Below are 23,226 nucleotides of genomic sequence, written 5' to 3' on the forward strand. Positions count from 1 at the left end.
CAGTAGCGAAGTTGGCGAATCTACTGGTCAGGAAACTGCCGCAGCAAGATCGAATCCAACTACCTCGCAAAGGCAACCGAACAGTCTTCGGTGATGGCTACACCGCAGCGAACATTAAATTCATACCGACCGGTAGGCGAGTAGTGTCCGAAAAACAAAACCGCATCGTCGGTATGGAAGGGCGGATTACCGATCACTGGTCGGTAGCTGAACCCGAATACCCCACGCAGGCCGCCGTGCCGTCCGTGATGCACGACGAGATCTCCTCTACTACCGGAGATGTCGCCGCAAGCAAACGCGGTATTACAACTCGCACAACACCATCGGTACAGCGGCTCGATGGCGTCGGCCGGCGTTCGCACAGACCCCCGAGATTCGCGGCCGCGGCGACGCCGGATACGTTGCCCGGCACAAAAAGTCGCGGCGGACCGCCCGGCGGGCCGGACATGACGAAGGCCGCCGCACGCACAGGGGTTGCGTGCGGCGGCCTTCCAAGGGACGACGCCGACAGGGGTGGGGTCAGCGACGCACCATCAGGGGCAGCTTGCGCCGGGGCCGGTTGACCGCGCCACCACGGATGGCGTGCGGCTGCCGCTCACCGACGAGCCGGTCGAAATCGCCCGCGCCGCGGGCGGGCCGGGGCAGCCGCCCGGCATTGAAGTCGTCCACCAGCTGGCGCACCGTCTGCTGCGCGCAGGACTTGTTGGTCCCGATGAATCCGGTCGGGCCGCGCTTGATCCAGCCGGTCACGTACGCGCCGGACACCACCGCGCCGCCGGACTCCTCGAGCACCCGTCCGTCCAGGTTCGGGATGATCCCGGCCCGCTCGTCGAACGGCACGCCCGGCAGCGCCACACCGCGGTAACCCACCGAGGTCAGCACCAGTCCGGCGTCGAGGGTCTCGACATCCTCGGTCGGAACCGCGTGCACCGCACCGTTGTCGCCGGTGACGAGCTCGTTGCGCACCACCTCGACCCCGGTCACCCGGTCCACGCCCGCGATGGTCACCGGCGCCGACAGGTACCGGAAAACGATCCGCTTGCGTCCGCCCACCGGCCGATCGGCCAAGCCGTGCAACAGCTTCAGCTTGTGCTCGACCTTCTGCGACATGCCCTCGACGATCGGCGGCAGCTCGCCCTCCACCACGATGTCGACATCGGCGCCCAGCAGGCCCACGAATTCCGGCACGGTGAAGGCGGATTCGGCCGGCCCGCGCCGCCCGAGGATCACGACCTCTTCGATATTGCTGCGCCGCAGCGTGTTCAGCGCCCGCTGCGACACATCGGTGCCGGCCAGCAGTTCCGGATCGGTGGTCAGGATGCGCGCCACATCCAGCGCCACATTGCCGTTGCCCACGATCACCGCGCGCCGCGCCGACAGGTCGAAGAACCGGCCCGCCTGGTCGGGGTGGCCGTTGTACCAGGCCACGAAGTCGGTGGCGGAGGTGCTGCCGGGCAGCCCCTCGCCCGGGATCCCGAGCTTGCGGTCCGAGGACGCGCCGACGGCGTAGATCACCGCGTGGTGGTGCGCCAGCAGTTCCTCGTGCGAAACGTGCTCGCCCACATTCACGTTCAGGTACGAGCCGAAGCCGGGCTGCGCGGAGATCACATCGAACAGCTCGCCGACCTGGCGGGTCTTGGTGTGGTCGGGCGCGACGCCGAAGCGGGCCAGACCGTAGGGCGTGGTCACCTTGTCGAACACGGTCACCGACACGCCGGGCTGGGTGAGCAGCTCGTCGGCGGCGTACATGGCCGAGGGTCCGGAGCCGATGACGGCCACCCGCAACGGTTCCCGACCGGGCTTGACCTCGGCCGCGGGAATCGGCATGGCCAGCAGCGGCCGCGGCCGTTCCTGCCGGTAGAAGTCGGCGTTGATCTCGATGAACGGCAGCTGCTCCGCGGTCAGCTTCTTCGACGAGGTGATGGCGTCCACCGGGCAGGCGGTCGCGCACGCCCCGCAGTCCACACAGGCCTGGGGGTCGACGTAGAGCATTTCCGCGGTCAGGAAGTCCGGCTCGTCGGGAGTCGGATGGATGCAGTTGACCGGGCAGGCGTAGACGCACGAGGCGTCGCTGCAACAGGATTGAGTGACAACGTACGGCACTGTACGTCCCCTTCCTACGCGACCTTGCCGGAGCGAATGGGCTCCGAGCGGTAGCGCGACGCCGGGCCGGAGATGCCGAGCAGCTTCCAGACCCGCTTGGAGATCGGGTTCATCAGACCGATCTCGTCGGCGAGGGCCCGCACATCGATGAAGTAGTCGGCGAAGACCTGCTTGGCCTCCTTGGAGCCGTAGAACAGCTCCTTGCGGACCTTCTCGGGGATGTCGAACTCCTGGAAGAACTTCTTCGGCGGGGTCGCGATGGACCGGCCCAGGATAAACATGATGACGGGCATGGCGATCGAGAGGATGAAGCGCTCGGCCGCGTTGCGCTCCGGCACGTGGTGCTTGAGGAACTCGTGCGCGAAGGAGATGTGGCGGGCTTCCTCGGCGACGTGGATGCTCATCACGCCGCGCATGATCGGGTGCACTTCCTCGCCCGAGCGCAGGATCTGCTTCTGGATGTGGTCGATCGGCTCCTCGCCGGCGAGCACCGCCATGAAGAACAGGTTCGGGAAGGCGACCGCGACGGGCACGCCGAGCAGGCGCAGCTGGCGGACGAGCGGGCCCATGCCCGGGACGTCCACGCCGATGCGGTTCACCATCTCCTGGAACATCAGGGTGTGGTTGAGTTCCTCGGCCATCTCGTGGGTGCAGTAGCGGAATTCCGCGTCACCGTTGGGCAGCGAGAAGGTGTGGTTGACCATGCCGCTGATCAGGATGGACTCGAACTGCAGGCCGACCTTGGCGATATTGGCCTGGCGGTACTTGCCGACCGCGATCTGCTGCTCCACCGTCAGCGACTGGTACCAGTCGTGGCGGCCCAGCGGGTCCGCGGACTCCGGCAGGATCCAGCGCTCGGGGCGGGCGTTGGAATCGAAGTCCGGGTTGTCCCAGTCGATGTCCTCGTAGGGGTCGAAGTGCTTGTTCACCGACCCTTCCGAGAGCAGCAGCAGCTTGTCGGCGTACTCCTGAGCTTCGGCAACCACGGGGTCGTCAAGGGGGGTCGTGGTCGGAGACATCGTCGTCACCTCTCCAGTCAGTGGCGTTATGTGTACCCAATAGTTACACCAAACCGGAGAGGCGTCAACAACGGTTCGCAAGATGCTTGCACGAGTTAGCACGCCTGCACACGCGGTACGCGGGCGAACTCACGAGTAGCAGGACAAATGATCACTTCAGAGCGCCGCGGACCCCGTCAGAGCGCGGCCACCCGGGTGACACGCCGGAAGAGACCGGTCAGCGGATGATGACGATGACGTGCCGACTCCTGGGCCAGCAAACCCTGGCGGGCAGCGATGGCCGCGCCGTCGGCGACGGTCCGTTCCGGGTCGGAGGACACGACCACGGGACGGGCCAGCTCCTCGGCCAGCACCTGAGCCACCTCGGGCGGCCGCGCGGCACCGCCGACCACCAGGATCCGATCCACGTCGGCCATGGTGACGTCCGCGATCCGGAGGCACTTGTAGACCAGGGCGAGCGATCGGCGAATGTGGTCGGCGCGCAGTTCCCCGGAGTCCGCGTCCGACAGCCCGCGCGGCACCACCGGCGAGCCCGCGGTGCGCCGCAGTGTGCGCGCCACCACGTCACCGAAGGCCCGGCCGCCGTAATCGGCCGAGTGCAGCGGCATGCCGACGATCGGGTTGCGGGGCGCGCCCATACCGACGCGCAGCAGCGTGACGTCCAGCCCCGCCCCGCCGAGGTCGTAGACCAGCGCCAATCCCGGTGTGAGCGGCCCGCGTTCGGCGGCCAGCCAGGACGCGGCCGCGATCGGCTCGGCCACCAGGGTGGCCCGGTCGAGGCCCACGCCGTCCAGGGCGGTGCGCAGATCGGCGATCAGATGAGCGGAGTAACCGGCCGGATGGGTCACCGCGATACCAGTCTGCCCGTGGTCGAGCGCCCCGGCCGGGGGTTTGCCCAGCACCTCCGCGAGCACGCTGTAGGCCACGGTGGCCACCAGATCCGCGGCCGAGAGCGCCCGGTGCCCGACCCGCGCCATCGGCGCGCCGCGCTGGCCGAGATCGGCGAAATCGGTGATGACGCGGCCGTGGCGGGGAATGCGACCGACGCGGGCGGTCCCGGAACTGTCGAAGGTGAGGGTGGTGCGCCAAGTGGCCGGAGGAATGCCTCGACGGCCGGGCGGCAGCTTTCCGGTTCGATCGGCCGCCGTGGAGCAGACCGTGTTGACCGTGCCGATACTCAACCCCACACCGAACGCCATCATCCACCTCGATCGACGAGTCCATCGGGCCGAGCGTTCGCACGGCCGTCGAACTCGACCCGAATTCATGCAACTCCTGCGCCGGATGCTTGCCAACCACCGGACACGCGATTGTCCGCACGTGCGCCGCAGAGCGTCGACAACCGTGTTGTCCAGGCGGGCGATCACGAAAACCCGCCGCGCACATTCCGATCGCGAGATGTTCGCCCGAACTCACCCATTCGCCGGAAACGCGACGGCCGAGGCCACCCGGTACGCCCGGTCTCCGTACCCACGAGAATCGCCCCCGCACCGGAGAATCCGGAGCGAGGGCGATTCCGTCGATCTGTTCGACTACTTGGTGGTCGAGCCGAACAGCGTATTGCTGAGCACCGAGACCACGCTGTAGGCCAGGTTGATCAGGTCCGCACCCAGACCCGAGTCACCGGTGAGCATCGTGGCCAGCGGGCCGAACAACTTCGCGGCCATCTGCACCAGCGAGCCCACGCCCCCCGCGCCCAGACTGCCGGACTTGGAGTTCTTGTCGGTACCGGGAGCCTGCGCGCCCGGGGTCGACTGGGTCCCGAGGCCGCCCGGCGCCGCCGAATTCCCCTGACCGCCAGGGGTGCTCGGCGATTGCCGCACGGGTGCGCGGAGATCCGCGATCGCCCGCACCGCCGGGGTGGCGGGCTTGGTCTGCGCGGCCGGCGGCTGAGTTCCGTTCTGCGGCTGGGTGGTTCCCGGCTGCGGCACGGTCCGCTGCTGGATGCCCGGCTGCGGCGGAGTCTGCGCGTGCTGCCAGTTGTTCAGGAACTGATCGGCGAGCTGCTGGAAGACCTGGAGCCCTTCTTCGAGCACCGCCGCACCCGGCTGCTGCGCCGGATTCTGTTGCGCCTGACCGGTACCGGGCGCGCCGGGGTTCTGCGCCGGGAGCGCCGGAGTCTGCCCGGGCTGGGCCTGACTCGTCCCCGGCTGAACCTGACTCGTCCCAGGCTGGGCCTGACTCGTCCCCGGCTGAACCTGACTCGTCCCAGGCTGGGCCTGACTCGTCCCAGGCTGGGCCTGACTCGTCCCGGGCTGAGACTGACTCGTCCCGGGCTGGGCCGGAGCCGCCGGAGCCGCCGGAGCAGTCGGAGTCGGCGAGTGCGGAGCCTTCGCCGGAATGACAACCGCCGGAACCTGCGGCACTACCGCCGCGGGAGCGTGCGGTGCAACGGCTTCGGGAGTCGGCTCCGGGGCCGCTGCCGGGGCCTGCGGAGCCACGGCCTCGGGCACGACGGCCGAAGCCTGCGGGACAGTGGCCTCGGGAACCGGAACCGCGGCCTGCGGGGCCAGCGACGCCTCGGGAGCCGGACCCTGCGCCGGAAGCTGTTGCGCCGACTGGGTTCCCGGCTCGGCAGCCTTCTCCGCCGGCTTGTCGGTGGCTGCGGGCACCGGCACGCCGAGCAGGTAGGACGCGATCCCGGTGGTGATGGTGACCGCGTGCTTGAGCTGTCCCTCCGGGGTTTCCAGCTGCTGGGCGTCCTCGGCGTTGGCGCCGTTGCCCATTTCGAGGAAGACGTCCGGCACCAGGGTCAGCGCGGGACCCGCCACGTCGGAACGGGTTTGGAGTCCCTCGGCGGCGCCGTTGTAGGTGGCGGCCTGGTACCCGCTTTGCAGGTAGGTGTCGCGCATGGCCTTGCTGGCGGCCAGGCCCGCACCGGACTGCACCTCGTTGACCTTGGCGTCGGGGACCGGCAGCTGCGGCACGATGAGGTGGAAGCCCTTGCCGTCGGCGGGCCCGCTGTCGGCGTGGATGCTGACGGCGACGTCCGCGCCGGAGGCGTTGGCGGCCTTGGCCCGTTCGTCGATGCAGCCGCCCCAGCCGGTGTCGTCCGGGCGGCTCATGACCACGTGCGCGCCCAGGCCCTCGAGCGAGGTGCGGACCAGCTGCGCGACGTTCCAGGTGATGGTGTGCTCGGCGATGCCGTGCAGGGTGGTCATGCCGGAGGTCTGGCACGCCTTGGTGCCGCCGCGACCGTCACTGACCTGTTTGTCGGTGTCCTGACTGTGATTGGGCCCCTGATGGCCCGGGTCCAGGAAGATGGTCTTTCCGGCCAGCTTCTGGGGTAGTTCGGGTAGCGCCGGCGCGGCCAGCGCGGCGACCGGAACGATCCCGGCCACGGTGGTGATGGCCGCCGCGGTGACGACCGTGCAAATTCCGGACTTGGTGATGCTTCGTTTCATAAGCGGCGGCGCTCGGGCGGAGCGCCCCTCCCTTCCCACTAGTAACACCAGACCCAGCAGCTCACTCTTGCAACACCAGTTACTACCTGGCAAGCATCGTGACGGAACCGTTACCAGTGGTCAAACGACCGAAATGCCCGGATCCGGAGCACTACCGGGCGCAATGGCAAACGACCACAGCGCCAACTATCCCCCACCCCGCGTGTCCCGCCCGGACGACGCGCCTGAGCGGCTCGACGCAAGCCCTCGGCGTCGAACCGCACGGACGAAAATGGCTGGTCAGGCCGAGACGATCTGGTCCCCGTCGACCCGAATGGCGCGGGCGTCCAGCGCCCGCGGCGCGGGCCCGCTCGCGACCGATCCGTCCAGATTGAAGGTACTGCCGTGGCACGGGCATCGGATCAGGCCGCCGGATACCGAATTCACGTTGCAGCCCAGGTGTGTACAGACGGACGAGAAGCCCAGGAACGACCCCGCGGACGGCTGGGTGATGACGGTGCCACCGGTGATCAGACCCCCGCCGACCGGCACGTCGGAGGTATTGGCCAATACGTCCAGTTTCTTCGCGGGTCTCGAATCCGGCCCGCCCGGCTCTGCTTTGGGCGCCGCGGACGCGGGCCCGTCGGATGTGGTGCCGCAGCCCACCACGGCGAGCGCGGTGGCGGCGACGGCGGTGGTGGCCAGCGCGGTGCGCCGGTCGAGGCGGAATCCGCCGGGGCCGGCGGTGGTGTCGGTCATCGGAAACTCCTCGCTCGGGGCCGGACCGATGCGATTCGGCCACTGCTTGTTCGACGTATGGGAAGGGTCGGTTGGTTCACCCGATTACGCGCTCAGCGGTACTCGCCGCAGCGACCGCAGCGCGTAGTGCACGCGAGTTTTCACGGTGCCGACCGGAATGCCCAGATCAGCGGCCACATCCTGGTAGGCGCGGTCGCGCAGGATGACCTGGACGACGGCGTCGCGCTGCGGAGCGGGCAGCTGCGCGAGCAGCTCGGCGACCAGCAGGCCGTCGGTCAGGTCCTCGGTGAAGTCGGGCCGGGCGCATCTGTTCTCGGCCTGTTCGCCGATCTCGTCCCAGCAGGTGTCGCCGGGGCGCGCGGCCCGGAAGCGGGCGATGTCGATAAGCACATTGCGTTCGATGGTGAGCAGCCAGGTGCGCACGCTGCCCCGGTCGGGGTCATAGCTCGCGCAGGCCCGCCACGCCCGCAGCAGGGTTTCCTGCACGGCGTGCTCGGCCAGACCCGGATCGCCTAGGCGACTCATGGCCCGCCAGTGCAGCAGACCGCGATCGGCGGCGAGGACGGCCGCGAGCCCGGAGTCGGTACACAGCCGGGCACAGTGTCCAGCGCATCCGGTCATGACCGGGCGAACTCTTCCCATGACTGAATATCGCGCTGGAGGCCGAAAGAGCATCGCATCTTTGTGAATTCCCAGGAATCGCCCGATTTCCCGAAAACAGACCGGAATTTCTGATAAACCCCTCCCCGGGAGACGCGGGGATCGCCCGACACCGTACGACGGGAACCGTGCGGTGCAGTGAACTGCTCAGGGAGGAACATCGTGCGTGCAGGCGCGCTCGTAGCGACGGGAGCATTCGCTTCCGCGCTGACAATGGCGGCGTCGGGAATTGCGGCGGCCGAACCGGCCACCGATATCACCGTCGACGGCACCTATTTGGTCAATGTGGATATCAAGCCGGGCACCTATATCGGCGACGGGACGATGGATCCGGCCCCCGCGGGCTGCTTCTGGCGGCGGCTGTGGAAGGTCCAGACCCCCGAGGACTACGCGGACCCCAACTTCTACATCATCGCCAGCGACTTCACCCGGCTGCGGTCGATCACGGTGGAGATCAAGGCGACCGACGTGGCCTTCTCGACGCAGAACTGCGGGGCCTGGCACCTGGCGCCCGCACGGCCCGACACCGGATCGTTCGGATAGTCGGCCCACGCTGGTGCGGGGTATCGGCTCGTCCCGGTACCCGGCACGGGCGTGGCCGGATCACTAGGGTGAGCGCATGACCAGGCAGAGGATTCTCATCACCGGCGCGAGCTCCGGACTCGGCGCGGGGATGGCCCGCGAGTTCGCGAGCCGCGGGCGCGATCTGGCGCTGTGCGCCCGGCGGGTCTCGAATCTGGAGGCGCTGCGCGCGGAGCTGCTGGGCGCGCACCCGGGCATCACGGTCGCGGTGCGCGGCCTGGACGTGGACGACCACGCGGCCGTCCCGAAGGTGTTCGAGGAGTTGCGCGAGGAGCTCGGCGGGCTGGACCGGATCATCGTCAATGCCGGGATCGGCAAGGGCGCGCGTCTGGGCACCGGCCGCGCCGACGCCAATCTGGCCACCGCCACCACGAACTTCGTGAGCGCCCTGGCCCAGGCCGAGGCCGCGATGGGCATCTTCCGCCACGAGAACACCGGTCACCTGGTGCTCATCTCATCGATGAGCGCGGTGCGCGGGCTGCCCGGCAAGAAGGCGGCCTACGCGGCCAGCAAGGCGGGCGTGACCGCGCTGGGCGAGGGGCTGGCCATCGAGCTGCGCGGCACCCCGATCAAGGTCACCACGGTGCAGCCGGGATTCATCGCCACCGACATGTCCGCCAAGGCCGGGGACGCGAAACTGGTTGTGCCGCTGGAGAAGGGCGTGCATTCGATGGTCGCCGCCATCGAGCGCGAGACCGTGCGCGCCTCGGTCCCCGAATGGCCGTGGCGGGTGCTGGGTGCGGTGATGCCGATGCTGCCGCGCGCGATCATGGCCCGGATGGGCTGACGCCGGGTTCGTGGCCGGGAATGCCGATCGAAGGTCGCGACCCGGCCGCTAGCATCGCGGCCATGGCGACATTCACCACCTGGGACGGGCTCGAACTCAGCTACCGCGTATGGGAGGGCGAGGGCGTCCCGGTGGTGTTGCAGCACGGCATCGTGGCCGACACCAATGCCAACTGGATGAGCATGGGCGTGGTCGCGGCGCTGGAACAGGCGGGCCACCACGTGATCTCGCTGGACGCGCGCGGGCACGGGCGCTCGGACAAGCCGCACGACCCGGCCCGCTACTCGTGGCAGGCCATGGCAGACGACATGCGCGCGCTGTTCGACCACCTGGGCCTGGATCGGGTCGCAGTGGTCGGCTACTCGATGGGCGGGATCATCTCGCTGCTGGTGGCGAGCGCCGACGAGCGGGTGCGGCGGCTCGCGATCGGCGGTATCGGGTCGGGCGTGGTGGATTGCGGCGGCATCGACCGGCGGGTGATCGCGGCGCAGGACATCGTGTCCGCCATGTCCGGCGACGCCACGGCGGTCACGGGGCTGCCGAGCATGTTCCGCCGGCTGGCCGACGCGCTGGGCGCGGACCGCGAGGCCATCGCCGCCGTGGCGACCGCCCTGCACGAGGCCCCGATCGAATCCCTCACCGGCATCACCGTTCCGGCCCTGGTGCTGGCGGGCGACGCCGACCCGCTGGCCGCCGAACCCGAACGCCTGGCCGCCGCGCTTCCCCACGCGGAGTGCGTGGTGGTCGAGGGCGACCACCTCGCCGCCGTCGCCGACCCGGCGTTCTCGAAGGCCCTGGTCGACTTCCTGAGCTGAGAACGGCTGTGGCTTTCAGGGGCATCCCTGAAAGCCACAGAGTTGGTCCTGAAAGCCACAGAGTTGGTCCTGAAAGCCACAGAGTCGATCAGTACTGCTTCCGGTGCGGCACGAACTCCAGGGAGAGCAGTGCCAACGCCGCGATCAGCACCTCACGCCACCGGATCAGCACGTACCGCTGATCGCCGAAAGCGTTGAACTTGCGCAGGAATCGGTACAGCGATTCCAGCCGGATCAGCGGATCGCCCAGGCGCACCGCGAGATACACCGCCTGCATGGTCCGCGACCGGTGCTTGTCGGCGAAGATCTCCGGAAACGCCGCGAACGCCAGCGAGATTCGCTTGATCCCATGTTCGCGCGCGTAATCCGCCAGGTCCACGATCATGCGTTCGTCGAGTCCGTTGGGTGCGTCGCGCCGCCGCCACGGCACGTCCAGGCTGAGTTCTTGGCCGTTGCCGGAGGTCCCGTAACGCTGGAACCCGACCACCTGACCGTCGGCGTCGCGGGCCATCACCACCAGCATGCCCGGGTGCCGTCCGTCGAGCAGGTGGTCGAGGATCATGGAGAAGCCGCGGGTCTGCCGCCCGGTCCCCCATTCGTCGACGATGGACAGCAGGGTTTCGCGCTGCGGTTCGGTGAGCGCGACCTCGGGCAGGATCTCGGTGGTGACGCCGTAGTTCCTGGTGCGGCTCACGGCCTGGCGCAGATTGCGGAACTTGCGGCCCACCAGGTCGAAACGGTCGACGTCGATGACCACGTCGCGGCCCACGGAGATGGCGTGCAGCCCGCGGTGGTCGACGGCCCGCCGCTGCCACAGCTCGCTGACCTCGGGACTCGCCCCGAGCACCGCGATGCGCCAGCCGTGGCTGCCCGCGAACAGCGAGAACTCGGTGAGCAGATCCGGGAACCGCGCGGGGTCGCCGAGCGGGTCGCCGGAGACGACGGCGATGCCGAGCCGGGCCCGGTAGGCCAGCGCCGCGGAGCCCCCGTCGTCGAAGAAGTAGGTCTTGGACGAGTGCAGCGCGAACGGCGCGAGCGGATCCCGCGCGCTGCGCCGAACCAGTTCGGCCACCCGGGGTAGCTGTTCGGGTTGCGGCTTGCTGCCCTGTGGCAGCACCAGGATCGCGCCGCTGACCGAGAGGAACGCGAATCCGACCCCGGGATGCTCGGTGCGGTAGGCGAAGTTGGAGACGACCAGGGTCATGGCCGCGCCGGTGAGGTGGGGCAGCGTGATGGGCCGCCGCAGGTAGAGTCCGCGCGCCACGAACAGCCCGGCGACCGAGACAGCGATGAACCAGCCGTGGTCGTCGCCTTCGTGGGAGGCGCGTTCGGCGGCCCAGACCAGGATGACGCTGCCCAGGACCAGAGCGCCCATCAACCCGACCCGGGTGCTGGGCCCGGCGACGAAGGTGGTTTCCCGGTATGCGGTCAGCGTCGGATTCGGTACGCGTTCCTCACGCATCTGGACCCCTTTTCTCCCGCGTCTCCCACTCGACACTATGTGTGAGAGACGGTTCGAGGCATCGGGTTATTCCGGCCAGCCCAGCCGCGGCGTGGTGAGCACTGGATCTGTGATGCCATTGTGGCAGGCCAAACCGACAGAGTCCCAGCCCGCGAGACTCGATCCGGACTCATATGCGGATTGGAAGAAGTCCAGCGCGGTGGCGACGGGGTCGGCCGTGGCGCGGACGTCGTCGTAGGACAGGTAGGCGCTGTGCCCGGAACCGGACGCCACCCAGCGGGCCTGTTCGGGTCGCAGTGGTTTGTCGCTGAGCCCGGTGGGTTCGGGCGCGGTGTAGGAGTAGAAGGTGGGGGCCGGGACCTTGTCGTCGCCGAACCAGAATCCGGCGCTGATCACCTCGCGGGAGTAGGCCTCGCGGGTGACCAGGTCGACGGTGTCGGGCATGGGGATCTTGCGGTCGGAGAAGCGCTGCACGGCCAGATCGAAGGTGTGCCAGAAGATCTGGACGGGGCTGATCTTGCCGGAGTAGGTGGCGCTGAACTGTTCCAGGATGCGTCCGACCTGGCTCTGCACGTGGAAGGCGCGTTGCGCGGCGGCGGGGTTGTAGGTGTGGTGTTGCTCGTCCTCGTCGAAGGGCCGCCCGTGGTCGGGCAGGTCGAAGGGGGTCGGGTGAGCGAGCGCCACCTCGACGCCGAGGTTGCGCAGCGCGTTCATGGTCTCGATATAGAAACTGGCCACCGATTGCCCCGTGAGCGGCACCTCCTCCTCGGTGCCGCGGTCGTTGCAGACCCGCAGCACGTGGTCGAAGAAGTCGAACGAGCAGGTGAAGACGGGGCCCTCGGTGGCGCTACCGAGCGGCACGGTGGTCCAGCCGCGCGCGGTGAGCCGGTAGGTCATGTGCCACCAGTGGTTGCGTCTGATCCCCTTGGCCAGGGCCACTTTGCCGACGATCTGGGCGTAGCGGTGCAGGGTTTCCTTGGTGGGCCGCCATGAGTCGAGCGGGATGGCGGGAAGTATGTCCTGAGCCATCCGCTCATGCTACTCAGCTATCAGTGCGTTACCGCCCGTCGCCGGTGTGCCCGGCGAGCAGTTCGGCGAACGGCCGGACCGCGCCGACGCCATTGCCGGAGTTGCGGTGCCGGACCGGTTCGTCCTGCAGGAAGCCCTGCACCGCGGTGGGTGCGGCGACGATCTGCTGGGCGAGTTCGGACGCCGCCCGGTGTACGCGCTCGGTGAGTCCGGTGGAGCCGAAGTCCTCGGTCGCGGCGAACACGCCGGTGGGGACGACCACGGCCCGCAGGTAGGTGAACAGCGGCCGCAGCGCGTGATCGAGCACCAGCGAATGCCGGGCGGTGCCCGCGGTGGCGGCGATCAGCACGGGCATGCCGTTGAGCGAGTCGGTGTCCAGGACGTCGATGAACATCTTGAACAGCCCGCTGTAGCTGGCCGTGAACACCGGGGTCACCGCGATGATCCCGTCGGCGTCGGAGACTCGCTGCCGGGCCGCGGCCACGGCGGGCGTGGGCAGCCCGCCGGTGGTCAGGGTGGTGGCGAGATCGCCTGCCAGTTCCCGCAGTTCGATCACCTCGACGTCGAGGCTCTCCCCGCGCCCGCCCACCGCCGCGGAGACCGCGGCGGCGAGCTGGTCGGCGAGCAGCCGGGTGGAGGAGGGCTGCGAGAGCCCGGCGGTCAGGACTACCAATGTGCGACTCATGCTCGGCCTCAGTTCTTTTCGGCGAGCACGCGCTCGCGGGTGGGCTCGACCAGGTGGTGCGGGGCGTCGGGGCCGGCGGCGACCAGCGACGCGTGGGTGGGCGGATCGCTGGGCACGCCGGCGGGGCGGCGGGCCTCGAACTCCTTGCGCAGCACCGGGACCACCTCCTTGCCGAGGATCTCGATCTGCTGCAGCACCATGTCCAGCGGCAGGCCGGCGTGGTCCATCAGGAACAGCTGGCGCTGGTAGTCGCCGACATTGTCGGCGAAGCCCAGGGTGCGTTCGATGACCTGTTCCGGGGTGCCGACGGTGAGCGGGGTCAGTTCGGTGAAGTCCTCCAGCGACGGGCCGTGTCCGTAGACGGGGGCGTTGTCGAAGTAGGGCCGGAAGATCTTCTTGGCCTCGGCCTCGGTCTCGGCCATGAACACCTGGCCGCCGAGTCCGACGATGGCCTGTTCGGCCGCGCCGTGCCCGTAGTGCTCGAAGCGGCGGCGGTACAGGGTCACCATCTGCTTGGTGTGCTGCATGTCCCAGAAGATGTTGTTGTGGAAGAAGCCGTCACCGTAATAGGCGGCCTGCTCGGCGATCTCGGGCGAGCGGATGGAGCCGTGCCACACGAACGGCGGGGTGCCGTCCAGCGGGGCGGGGGTGGAGGTGTAGCCCTGCAGCGGGGTGCGGAACTTGCCTTCCCAGTCCACGCGCTGTTCACGCCACAGGCGGCGCAGCAGGTGGTAGTTCTCGATGGCGAGCGGCAGTCCGTCGCGGATGTCCTTGCCGAACCACGGGTAGACGGGTCCGGTGTTGCCGCGGCCCATCATGAGGTCGACGCGGCCGCTGGCCAGGTGCTGCAGCATGGCGAAGTCCTCCGCGATCTTCACCGGATCGTTGGTGGTGATCAGGGTGGTGGCGGTGGACAGCACCAGCTTGTCGGTCTTGGCGGCGACATAGCCGAGCATGGTGGTCGGCGAGGAGGGGACGAAGGGCGGGTTGTGGTGCTCGCCGGTGGCGAACACGTCCAGTCCGACCTCCTCCGCCTTGAGGGCGATGGAGACCATGGCCTGGATGCGCTCGGCCTCGCTGGGCGTCCGGCCGGTGGTGGGGTCCATCGTCACGTCGCCGACGCTGAAAATTCCGAACTGCACAGGTCCTCCTCGGGTCGCGTCCACATTTGGTGGATATGGCAACCACTTGAACATAGCGGGTCGGGAGGGTATTCCTGAGCGGGACAGGGGCGTGATTCGCGCCACTGCCGCCAATGCGCCACCACGCCCGCCACGGGTCCCGAATTCCGGCGGCACCTGCTTCGTTCCGGAGCCGAGGACTGACCAGTACCCGCAATCCACTTGCGGGTACAGCGAAACACTCAGTAGTGCAAGATCTTTCGAAGTATCCTGAACATTCCCCGCGCAACGCCGGAGATCTCGAGCATGGACAGGGGGTAGATCCAATGGCGGACAACTCCGTCGGTGCGGCATACGCTGTCGTCGTCACCGCGGTCGCCGATCCGATGCAGGTGGAGGGCCTGGAATGGGATCGTGCGGTGGAATTCCTGCCCAGTATCGATTCGCACATCCTGAAGTCGTGGGTGCGAGATCAGGAGGCCGGGCCCGACCCGCGCCGCGGCGTGGTCATCCCCGGCCCACAGCGCCGCGTCGGCCAGCGACATCCCTATCGGGAGGTGTGCGTCCCCTCGGCCGAATACCAGCTCTTCAGCGCCGCGGTCCGCAGCAACCGCCGCCGCGCCACCGCCTGCGCCGAGGAGGAAGGCCGCCGGCGAACCCGCGTCCTGTCCGCCGCCAACTGCGGCTGACCACACCGCTACCGGCGCACGCCACCGGACCGCTCGGGGGGTCGAGCGAATATCCGAGCCGATCGCGCCGGCGTGCCACACTCGCGGAGTGCGCATCGCCATCCTGGGCCCGCTGGACGTAGCGGACGACACCCGGTCCGTCCCCGTCCCGGGAACCCGCCTGCGCGCCCTGCTGATTCGCCTCGCCCTGGAGCCAGGCCGCCCGGTGAGCGTCCGCACCCTGATCGACGACCTGTGGCCCGAAGCAGCCCCCAAGCGCCCCGAACACGCACTGCAGGAGCTGGTTTCCCGGCTCCGCCGCACCCTGCCCGCCGATGTCCCGCTCCGCGCGGCCGCGGGCGGCTACCTCCTCGACATCGCCGCCCCAGCCGTCGACGCACACCGCTTCGAGCGCCTGGTCCGCGGCGGCATTCTGCGCCTCGACCGCGGCGACCGGGTCGCCATTCCCCAACTGCGCGAAGCCCTCTCCCTGTGGCGCGGCCCCGCCCTCATCGACGTATCGGCCCTGCCGTTCGCCGCCGCGGCCGCTGCCCACCTCGACGAACTCCACCTGATCGCCACCGAATCAGCGGTGGCCGCCGAACTCGCCATCCGCCCCGGCGATCCGCTCCTCATCACCGAACTGACCGGGCTCCTCACCGCCCACCCCCTCCGCGAACGCCCCCGCCTCCTCCACATGCAGGCTCTCCACGCCGCCAGCCGCACACCTGAAGCCCTGACTTCGTACGACCACTACCGGACCCTGCTCGCCACCGAACTCGGCATGGACCCCAGCCCCGAGCTTGCGGACCTGCATCTGAAGCTCCTCCGCGGTGAGCGACCGACCCACACCGCAGCGGGGAAGTCCGAGGGCTTCGAGCAGCGGCTGAGGCAATCGACACCGGCGTATCGCGATTCGGCGATCGGCCCGACCGCCGCCGCGAGTCCGGCTGCACGGCTCCGGGTTCCGCTGACGAGCTTCATCGGGCGTGAACACGACCTGACCGAGGTGGTGCAGCGGGTCGGAGATTCGCGGCTGGTCACGTTGGTGGGGCCGGGCGGCGCGGGGAAGACGCGACTGGCGGTGGCGGTCGCAGGAGAACTGAGCGGGCACGTCGTGGGCCGCAAGGGTGGGCCGGTTCCGGGCGAGCCGGACCGAGAGGCGGAAGGCACCGCGAGCGGCCCGGTCGAAGGCGCTGCGGCCGGGCGGTTCGCGGGTGGTGTCGGGTTGGCGGAATTGGCGGCGGTGAGCGATTCCTCGGATCTGCCGCACGCTGTGGCGGGGGCGCTCGGGGTGGCGTTGTCGCGGACGGCGGAGCGTTCCGGGGGTGATCCGGTGGGGCTGCTGGCAGAGGGGTTGCCGACTGCGCCGATGCTGCTGGTCCTGGATAACTGCGAGCATCTCGTCGACGGGGTGGCCAGCTTCGTGGCGGACTTGCTCGGGCGGGTGCCGGCGCTACGGATCCTCGCGACGAGTCGTCAGCCGCTGGGGATCGGTGGGGAAACGCTGTGGGAGACCGCGCCGTTGGCGGTGCCGCCGGCCGATTCGGATGATGTCGCGAACTTTCCGTCGGTTCGGCTGTTCCTGGACCGCGCGACGGCGGTCCGCGCTGAACTGACGCCGACGGAGGGTGTGCTCGAGACGGTCGCCGAGATCTGCCGTCATCTGGACGGGTTGCCGCTGGCGTTGGAGCTCGCGGCCGCGAAGCTGCGGGCGATGCCACTGCCGGTGCTTCGTGACCGGCTGGACGATCGATTCACCGTGCTGGCGGGCGGCAGCCGCACCGCGCTCCCCCGCCACCGCACGCTGCGGGCTGTATTGGATTGGGATTGGGAGCTTCTCATCGAAAAGGAGCGCACCGCCCTCGCCCGCCTGTCGGTCTTTCCCGCGCCCTTCACCCCGCCCGCCGCCGAGGGGCTCGGCGTGGCGACGTCCGAAATCGAAGCGCTGCTGGACAAATCACTGGTGCAGCTCGTCGACGTCCTGATCGCCGACCCTGCCCTGCCCACGCCGCAACCGCGCTATCGAATGCTCGAGTCGGTCCGCGCCTACGGTCGCGAGCACCTCACGGCCCGAGGCGAACTGGACTCGACCAGATCCGCCCACGCCGCCTACCACCTGGCTCTCGCCGAAGCCGCCCACCCGCACCTGCGCGGCCACACCCAACTCCCCTGGCTCCGGCTCCTCGACGCCCACCGCGATCACCTGATCGCCGCCCTGCGCTTCGCCCAGGAGTCGGCGGACGCCGACACCGCGGCCCGTCTGGGCTCAGCCCTCGGCATGTATTGGGCCCTCCACGCCAATCACACGGACGCGGTCCGGCTCCTGCGCCCGATCCTCGAACTCCCGACCACCCACCCTCATCCCCCACTGGCCGCCGCGTTCGCCCTGCATTCCATGCTCGCCGCCCAGGCCACCGAACTCACCGCGGCCGCCGACCACATCCGCCGCTGGACGGGGGTCACCTTCGCGCCATCCACTACCACCACGCCGACTCCTGGCAGCCCAGCCGAGTCCGCGCCGGGTCAGAGCGAACCCGGCCCTGCCGCACCCGGTCAGAGTTCGGCCGGACCGGCGCGGAACTCGACCGAATCAACTCGGAGCGCGACCGGACCAGCTCGGAACTCGACCGAATCGATCTGGCGAGTGCCCGAATCGACGTGGAGCGCGACGGAATCGGCTTCGGGTTCGGCCGATTCGGTGACAGCGGACGGGGCAGCGGAATTGGCCTGGGCGCTGGTGGAGTTGGCAGCCGAACGAGTCGACGTGGGGCTTGGGGTGGTGGAGCCGTGGCTGGGACATCCCGATGCTTGGACTCGGGGGATGTTCTGGTTGGTGCGGTCGTTCCTGCACGCGAACGAGTCCGGGGTGGCGCGGCTGGACGCGGATCTGCGGATGGCGGCGGCGTGTTTCGAGGAAGCCGGGGAGCGGTGGGGCTGGTCCACCGCATTGACGTATCTGGCGTTCGCGCGGGCCGCGCTCGGGGATTTCGGCGGGGCCGAGGCGGCGATGGCGTCGGCGTTGGTCGCGGCGGAGGAGCTGGGCAGACCGGTCGCGCTGCGGGTGTGGCTGGTGATGATCCGCTTGCATTCGGGCGAGGTGGATGCGGCCCGGACCGACCTGAGCGCACTGGCCGAGGAGACCTTGTCGGCCGGCGATACCGTCATGACCCGGCTGCTCGCGGCGGATGTCGCTCGGTTCGATGGGGATCTGGCCGAGTCGGCGCGTTGTTTGCGGCGAGTGGAGTCCGATCTCGGGCGAGCTGTGTGCGAGGACCGTTCGTACCGTGCGATGTTCGGGCTGCGTATGGGCTTGCTCCGCGCCGCCGAGGGCAGTGCCGCCGCGGCCGCCACCCATTGTTCGGACGCGTGGGCGAACGCCGTGGCCGTCCGCGACCTACCCTTGGCCGCCGAGGTGGCCGTCGGCGTCGCACGGGCGTGCCTGGCCGCAGGGGCCGCCTCGGCGTCGGCCGAGGCATTGGGCGCCGGGCACGCGTTGCGTGGCGCTCCGGATGCCCGCCATCCCGATATCGAGGCGCTCCGAACGGAATTGGCGGCCGTTCTCGGCAGCGATCACGCGACTGCCGTTTACGAACGGGCCCGGGTTCTCCCGCGCGACGCGGCACTCATGGCGGTCGAAGCCAGCCTTCGGACGGTGAGTGGCGGCAACTCGGACAACCGGGGTTGATCAGCAGCACGATCGAGCAGCCAGGCTCGTGAGGAACACGACAGACGTGGGTCATCCCTTCGGACAGGCCAGACGCGCCACGACCAGCCTGGGTTGTCGGCGCGTGAGTGTCGAGTGAATGCGTGTGAGCGCGGTGTGAACTCACTGTGAGCGCCGCCCCGCACTGTGGGCCCCATGCGAAACGACGCCGATCTGCACGAGTTCCTCACGACCTATCCCCACGACATGGCGTTCAGCGCCGACGACCCGTCCACCGTGGTCGACCGCTGGTTCACCCCGGACATCGACTACCGCAACGACGGCCTGCACCTGGACCGTCAGTCCTTGATCGCCCACGCCCGCCCGGCTCGCAAGAACGCCGAATCCGTCCGGGTCCGCGTCCATCGAGCCTTGCTGTCCGGTGACAGCATCGCGGCCCACTACACAATGTTCGCGACCCTCCGGACGACCGGTCCGACCGCCACCGAAGTGTGCATGATCGGCCGCCTGTCCCCCGACGGCCGCATCGAGCGGATCGATCAGCTCACCCGCTCCGTGCCGGTGGAGGGCGAATAGCCGTGAAGTCACTGCTATCTGCGCCGACCCTGCGACGAATAGCCTTGGCCGCCATCGTCTTCTGGGTGGCCGCGCTCGTCGCCACCGGTGGTCTGGCGGGCAAGCTCGGCGGGGCGGAGAAGAACGACGCCACCACCTGGCTGCCGAAGAGTGCGGAGTCGACGAAGGTTTCCGAGCTGACCGGGAAGTTCATCGGGTCCGATGTGTACCCGGCGGTGGTCGTCTACGAGCGAGGCGACGCGGTGTCGAACTCCACCGCGCGGGCGCGAGCCGAGTCGGACGCTCACCGGTTCGCGACGCTGCCACAGGTGCATGGTCCAGTCCCGGAGCCCGTGGAGTCGGAGGACGGGAAGGCGATCCAAGTCGTCGTCCCGATCTCGGTGGGCGTCAAGGGGGTCACAGATGCCCTGCCGACGGTGCGGTCGATCCGCGACATCGTCTCCGATGCGGGGATGAGCGTGCACGTCACCGGGCCCGCGGGTTACGGCGCCGATTCGGCGGACGCGTTCTCCGCGGTGAACTCGACACTGTTGTACGTGACGATCGCGATCGTCATGGCGATCTTGCTGGTCACCTACCGCAGTCCGGTGCTGTGGCTGCTGCCGCTGATCTGCGTGGGTGTGGCCCTGACGGTCGCACAGGGGCTGATCTACCTCTTGGCGGCGCACGCGGGCCTGACGGTCAACAGTGACACGGAGTTCCTGCTGACCGTCCTGGTCTTCGGCGCGGGCACGGACTACGCGCTGCTGCTCACGGCGCGCTATCGAGAGGAATTGCGGCGCACGGAGAATCGTCACATGGCCATGGCCACGGCCATCCGGCGCGCCGGACCCGCGATCGCCGCGAGTGCGATCACCGTCGCCCTGAGCCTGTTGTGTCTGGTGGTGGCCGACCTGAACTCGACGAAGAGCCTGGGCCCGGTGATGGCGATGGGCGTCCTGGTCAGCTTCGCGGTGCTCACCACCTTGTACCCAGCCCTGCTCGTGCTGTGCGGCCGTTGGATATTCTGGCCCGCCGCACCGCGTTTCGGCGATCCCGAACCGGCAGGAAGCCGCCGAGGGAATCGCCTCGAACGCTTGATCACCTCCCGTCCACGCAGGGTCTGGCAGGTCACCGCGGTGACACTGGCGTTCCTGTCCCTGGGGTTGTTCGGATTGCACGCGTCCGGACTGCGGGCGCAGGACACCTTCCGAAACCGCCCCGACGCCGTGGTCGGCGAGCAGGTTCTGCTCGAGCATTTCCCGGGCGGATCCGGCGACCCGGTGCAGATAATCGGACCGGCTTCGGACGCGGATCGCCTGCGGGACTTGGCCTCGGGGGTTCCCGGTGTGGTGTCGGTATCGACTCCCGTACGCGCGGACGGTCTCGCCTACCTGGAGGTGACGACCGCCGATGTCACCGGAAGCGATGCGGCGTTCGCAACCGTCGAACGTCTCCGCTCGGTGGTGCATTCACTGCCCGACGCGATGGTTGGAGGCAGCAGCGCCGTCGCGCTCGATACTCAGAAAGCCGCCCGCCACGACCGCAATATGGTTGTGCCACTGGTGTTGTCCGTCGTCTTGGTAATCATGGCGCTACTGCTTCGAGCCTTGGTCGCCCCCGCGGTGGTTCTGGCCACTGTCGTCCTGTCGCTGGCGGCGGCTCTCGGCGTCAGTGCGTTGGTGTTCGACATGGTGCTCGGCTTCGCGGGCGCAGACCCGTCGTTCCCGCTGTGGGCCTTCGTGTTTCTGATCAGCCTGGGGATCGACTACAGCATCTTCCTGATGGCCAGGATCCGGGAGGAGACCGCAAACCATGACACCGCTACGGCAACAGTGATCGCGGTGCGTACCACCAGTGGAACGATCACCGCGGCGGGTGTCGTGCTGGCGGGGACATTCGCGGCATTGCTCACGCTGCCTTTGGTTTTCGCGGCGGAGATCGGGTTCGCGGTGGCGTTTGGAGTGCTGCTCGATACCTTCGTGGTGCGGACCGTGCTTGTACCAGCGCTCGCGATCGATCTGGGTGAGCGCATGTGGTGGCCACGACGCACCCGACTCGATTCCCGAGAAGGAGGCGCAATTCCTGATCCGATTGTGACGCAAACTATTTAATGCGTTCAATCTGAAAAGGAATAGAATAATTTACATTTCGTGATCGATCGATGATCGAGCGGGCGTAAAATGGAGGCATGGATTCGAATGGGGTGACTCTCGACGACTGCGGTATCGCCGAACTGGCGGCCGCGGTCTCGACCCTGACCGAATCCGTGCAGAGCGGGAAGATGACCGACTTCTCCGACGAGGATGTCGTGTCGTTGATGCGGCAGCTCGAAACCTGCAAGCGTCAACTCGCCGCCCTCGATACCCGCCTGATCATCGAAGCCGGAGAACGGTCGCTGCACTCACGTAGCGGCGCGGGGAAGATGGTGCCGTTCCTGCGCCACACCCTCGGACTCTCCCGCTACGACGCATCCGTGCGGGTGAAGATCACCCACCACTGCGGGGAATTCGTCCAGCAGACCGGGCACGTCGCGCCGCCGGTACTTCCGGTGACGGCCGAGGCATTCGCAACCGGGGAGATCTCGCGTGATCACGTGCGCCACATCCTGGATGTGATGAACCATCTCCCTCTTGATGTTCCGGACGAGGCGCGGGCGGAGGCCGAGCAGATCCTTGTCGACTACTCGCGTAATGGGTGGCCGGATGATCTGTTGAAGATCGGGCGCGACATCCTCGCGCGCCTGGATCCCGATGGGAAGGTTGTTTCCGACGCGGACCGTCGTCGCCGTCGCGGGATCACGTTGTGCCGCCCGGGCGTGGATGGCATGACACGCATCGAAGGATGGATCACCCCCGAACTGCGGGCATGCCTGGATGCGGTGTTCGCCAAGCTCGCGCGGCCGGGAATGTGCAATGTCGAAGACCCGGAAAGCCCTTCGGCCACGGGTGGGTTCATCGCCGACAGCATCCTCGATGCTGCCGCGCGTCGGGATCGTCGTGATGCCGGGCAGCGGACCCATGACGCGTTGCTGGCGTTGGTGCAGCCGGGTGTGAACATGCGGACGCTCGGCATGCACCGTGGCCTGCCGGTCGAGGTCGTGCTGACCATGAGCCTGACCGACCTGGAGAACGGGACCGGGGTTGCGACCACCGCGTCGGGCACCCAGATCTCGATCAACGAGGCCCTGAAGATGGCCGAAGGAACCCGCCCGGTGATCGCGGTCCTCGATGGCGACGGGATGCCGCTCTACCTGCGGCGCTCCCGCCGTACCGCGAACCGCGCCCAACGATTGGCGCTTCTGGCTCGGGATAAGGGTTGTACTCGCCCGGGTTGTGAACAACCCGCCAACATGTGCGCCGCCCACCACGTCAATGATTGGGCCAAGGGCGGGCCCACCGACATCACCAACCTGACGTTGGCGTGCGATCACTGCCACGCGTTGATCAACGACGGCCCTGATGGCTGGAAAACCGTTGTGATGGGTAAAGATTCGCCCTACCCCGGCCGGACGGGGTGGATTGCACCGAAGAGTCTTGATCCCACCGGCACCCCACGCGTGAACGATCGTCATCACGTGGGGCAGGCGATCGCCGCTGCCATCGATTCCAGCTGCCGAACGTGGCGCTCACGGGCAGCGTGACACCCACGCTCGCCGCACTCGCCGTGACCCGGTCTCGCTCCAGCAGCAGCGCATCCGGCAACACCCGGAGCATGTGCGCCATCCCCCGCGCATGCTCCCGATGCAATAGCGCGGCTGCTCGTCTGCTGACGTGCGCAAAGCAACGCAGAGTGTGGTCACCCTCGTCTGTCCTGCCACACTGGGGCTGACGCCGGGCTGGGATCCGCTACCCGCCGACCCCAGCCCACCGACTGCACGCATCACCTTCCAGAGACCAACCGCTCCGGCGTCTTGTTCTCTTCGGCGCTT

At 68.5% G+C, this 23,226-nt stretch carries 18 protein-coding genes; 8 read left to right on the forward strand and 10 right to left on the reverse strand.

Annotated features, from left to right (window positions below):
- Positions 1-519: 519 nt before the first annotated feature.
- The 6 genes from ABZ412_RS10015 to ABZ412_RS10040 form a co-directional block, all read right to left on the reverse strand.
- Complete coding sequence (locus ABZ412_RS10015; protein WP_357278632.1) at positions 520-2,103, reverse strand: FAD-dependent oxidoreductase; 1,584 nt, start codon at positions 2,101-2,103, stop codon at positions 520-522.
- A gap of 14 nt (positions 2,104-2,117) precedes the next feature.
- Positions 2,118-3,122 carry a diiron oxygenase gene (locus ABZ412_RS10020; RefSeq protein WP_357278634.1) on the reverse strand — a complete coding sequence of 335 codons (1,005 nt, stop codon included), beginning with the start codon at positions 3,120-3,122 and terminating at the stop codon, positions 2,118-2,120.
- 176 nt (positions 3,123-3,298) lie between these two features.
- A complete protein-coding gene (locus ABZ412_RS10025; RefSeq protein ID WP_357278636.1) occupies positions 3,299-4,321 on the reverse strand; it encodes an Hsp70 family protein in 1,023 nt (340 codons plus the stop codon).
- Positions 4,322-4,654: 333 nt separating this feature from the next.
- On the reverse strand, positions 4,655-6,526 hold the full coding sequence (locus tag ABZ412_RS10030) for an N-acetylmuramoyl-L-alanine amidase (protein ID WP_357278638.1): 1,872 nt from the start codon (positions 6,524-6,526) through the stop codon (positions 4,655-4,657).
- Positions 6,527-6,805: 279 nt separating this feature from the next.
- Positions 6,806-7,264: a Rieske (2Fe-2S) protein gene (locus ABZ412_RS10035; protein WP_357278640.1), complete on the reverse strand. Its 459-nt coding sequence runs from the start codon at positions 7,262-7,264 to the stop codon at positions 6,806-6,808.
- An 84-nt stretch (positions 7,265-7,348) separates the two neighbouring features.
- Positions 7,349-7,885, reverse strand: coding sequence for a sigma-70 family RNA polymerase sigma factor (locus ABZ412_RS10040; RefSeq protein WP_357278642.1), 537 nt, complete (start codon positions 7,883-7,885; stop codon positions 7,349-7,351).
- Positions 7,886-8,086: 201 nt separating this feature from the next.
- Between ABZ412_RS10040 and ABZ412_RS10045 the strand changes: the two genes are divergently transcribed.
- The 3 genes from ABZ412_RS10045 (at position 8,087) to ABZ412_RS10055 (ending at position 10,108) form a co-directional block, all read left to right on the forward strand.
- Positions 8,087-8,467, forward strand: a complete 381-nt coding sequence (locus ABZ412_RS10045; protein WP_357278644.1) for a hypothetical protein — start codon at positions 8,087-8,089, stop codon at positions 8,465-8,467.
- Positions 8,468-8,543: 76 nt separating this feature from the next.
- A complete protein-coding gene (locus ABZ412_RS10050; RefSeq protein WP_357278646.1) occupies positions 8,544-9,293 on the forward strand; it encodes an SDR family oxidoreductase in 750 nt (249 codons plus the stop codon).
- 62 nt (positions 9,294-9,355) lie between these two features.
- Entirely contained in the window at positions 9,356-10,108 is a 753-nt protein-coding gene (locus tag ABZ412_RS10055; RefSeq protein WP_357278648.1) for an alpha/beta hydrolase, read from the forward strand.
- Positions 10,109-10,196: 88 nt separating this feature from the next.
- Here ABZ412_RS10055 and ABZ412_RS10060 read toward each other — a convergent pair whose 3' ends face one another.
- The 4 genes from ABZ412_RS10060 to ABZ412_RS10075 all read right to left on the reverse strand — a co-directional run bounded on the left by ABZ412_RS10060 (position 10,197) and on the right by ABZ412_RS10075 (position 14,426).
- Positions 10,197-11,570 (reverse strand): phosphatidylglycerol lysyltransferase domain-containing protein, encoded by a 1,374-nt coding sequence (locus ABZ412_RS10060; protein WP_357278650.1) that lies wholly within the window; start codon positions 11,568-11,570, stop codon positions 10,197-10,199.
- Positions 11,571-11,636: 66 nt separating this feature from the next.
- Complete coding sequence (locus ABZ412_RS10065) at positions 11,637-12,599, reverse strand: DUF5996 family protein (RefSeq protein WP_357278652.1); 963 nt, start codon at positions 12,597-12,599, stop codon at positions 11,637-11,639.
- A 28-nt stretch (positions 12,600-12,627) separates the two neighbouring features.
- Complete coding sequence (locus ABZ412_RS10070; RefSeq protein ID WP_357278654.1) at positions 12,628-13,284, reverse strand: CE1759 family FMN reductase; 657 nt, start codon at positions 13,282-13,284, stop codon at positions 12,628-12,630.
- A gap of 8 nt (positions 13,285-13,292) precedes the next feature.
- A complete protein-coding gene (locus ABZ412_RS10075) occupies positions 13,293-14,426 on the reverse strand; it encodes an LLM class flavin-dependent oxidoreductase (protein WP_357278656.1) in 1,134 nt (377 codons plus the stop codon).
- 305 nt (positions 14,427-14,731) lie between these two features.
- Here ABZ412_RS10075 and ABZ412_RS10080 point away from each other — a divergent pair, with 305 nt between their 5' ends.
- The 5 genes from ABZ412_RS10080 (at position 14,732) to ABZ412_RS10100 (ending at position 22,938) form a co-directional block, all read left to right on the forward strand.
- Entirely contained in the window at positions 14,732-15,094 is a 363-nt protein-coding gene (locus tag ABZ412_RS10080) for a hypothetical protein (protein WP_357278658.1), read from the forward strand.
- 88 nt (positions 15,095-15,182) lie between these two features.
- Positions 15,183-18,761 carry a BTAD domain-containing putative transcriptional regulator gene (locus ABZ412_RS10085; protein ID WP_357278660.1) on the forward strand — a complete coding sequence of 1,193 codons (3,579 nt, stop codon included), beginning with the start codon at positions 15,183-15,185 and terminating at the stop codon, positions 18,759-18,761.
- 174 nt (positions 18,762-18,935) lie between these two features.
- Positions 18,936-19,316, forward strand: coding sequence for a nuclear transport factor 2 family protein (locus tag ABZ412_RS10090; RefSeq protein WP_357278662.1), 381 nt, complete (start codon positions 18,936-18,938; stop codon positions 19,314-19,316).
- 2 nt (positions 19,317-19,318) lie between these two features.
- The gene (locus ABZ412_RS10095) at positions 19,319-21,409 is read left to right on the forward strand and encodes an MMPL family transporter (protein ID WP_357278664.1); all 2,091 of its coding nucleotides are present in this window, start codon (positions 19,319-19,321) and stop codon (positions 21,407-21,409) included.
- Positions 21,410-21,501: 92 nt separating this feature from the next.
- Entirely contained in the window at positions 21,502-22,938 is a 1,437-nt protein-coding gene (locus ABZ412_RS10100; RefSeq protein WP_357278666.1) for a DUF222 domain-containing protein, read from the forward strand.
- Positions 22,939-23,226 lie beyond the last annotated feature (288 nt).

It is taken from the genome of Nocardia sp. NPDC005746, assembly GCF_040630785.1.
GTDB lineage: Bacteria > Actinomycetota > Actinomycetes > Mycobacteriales > Mycobacteriaceae > Nocardia.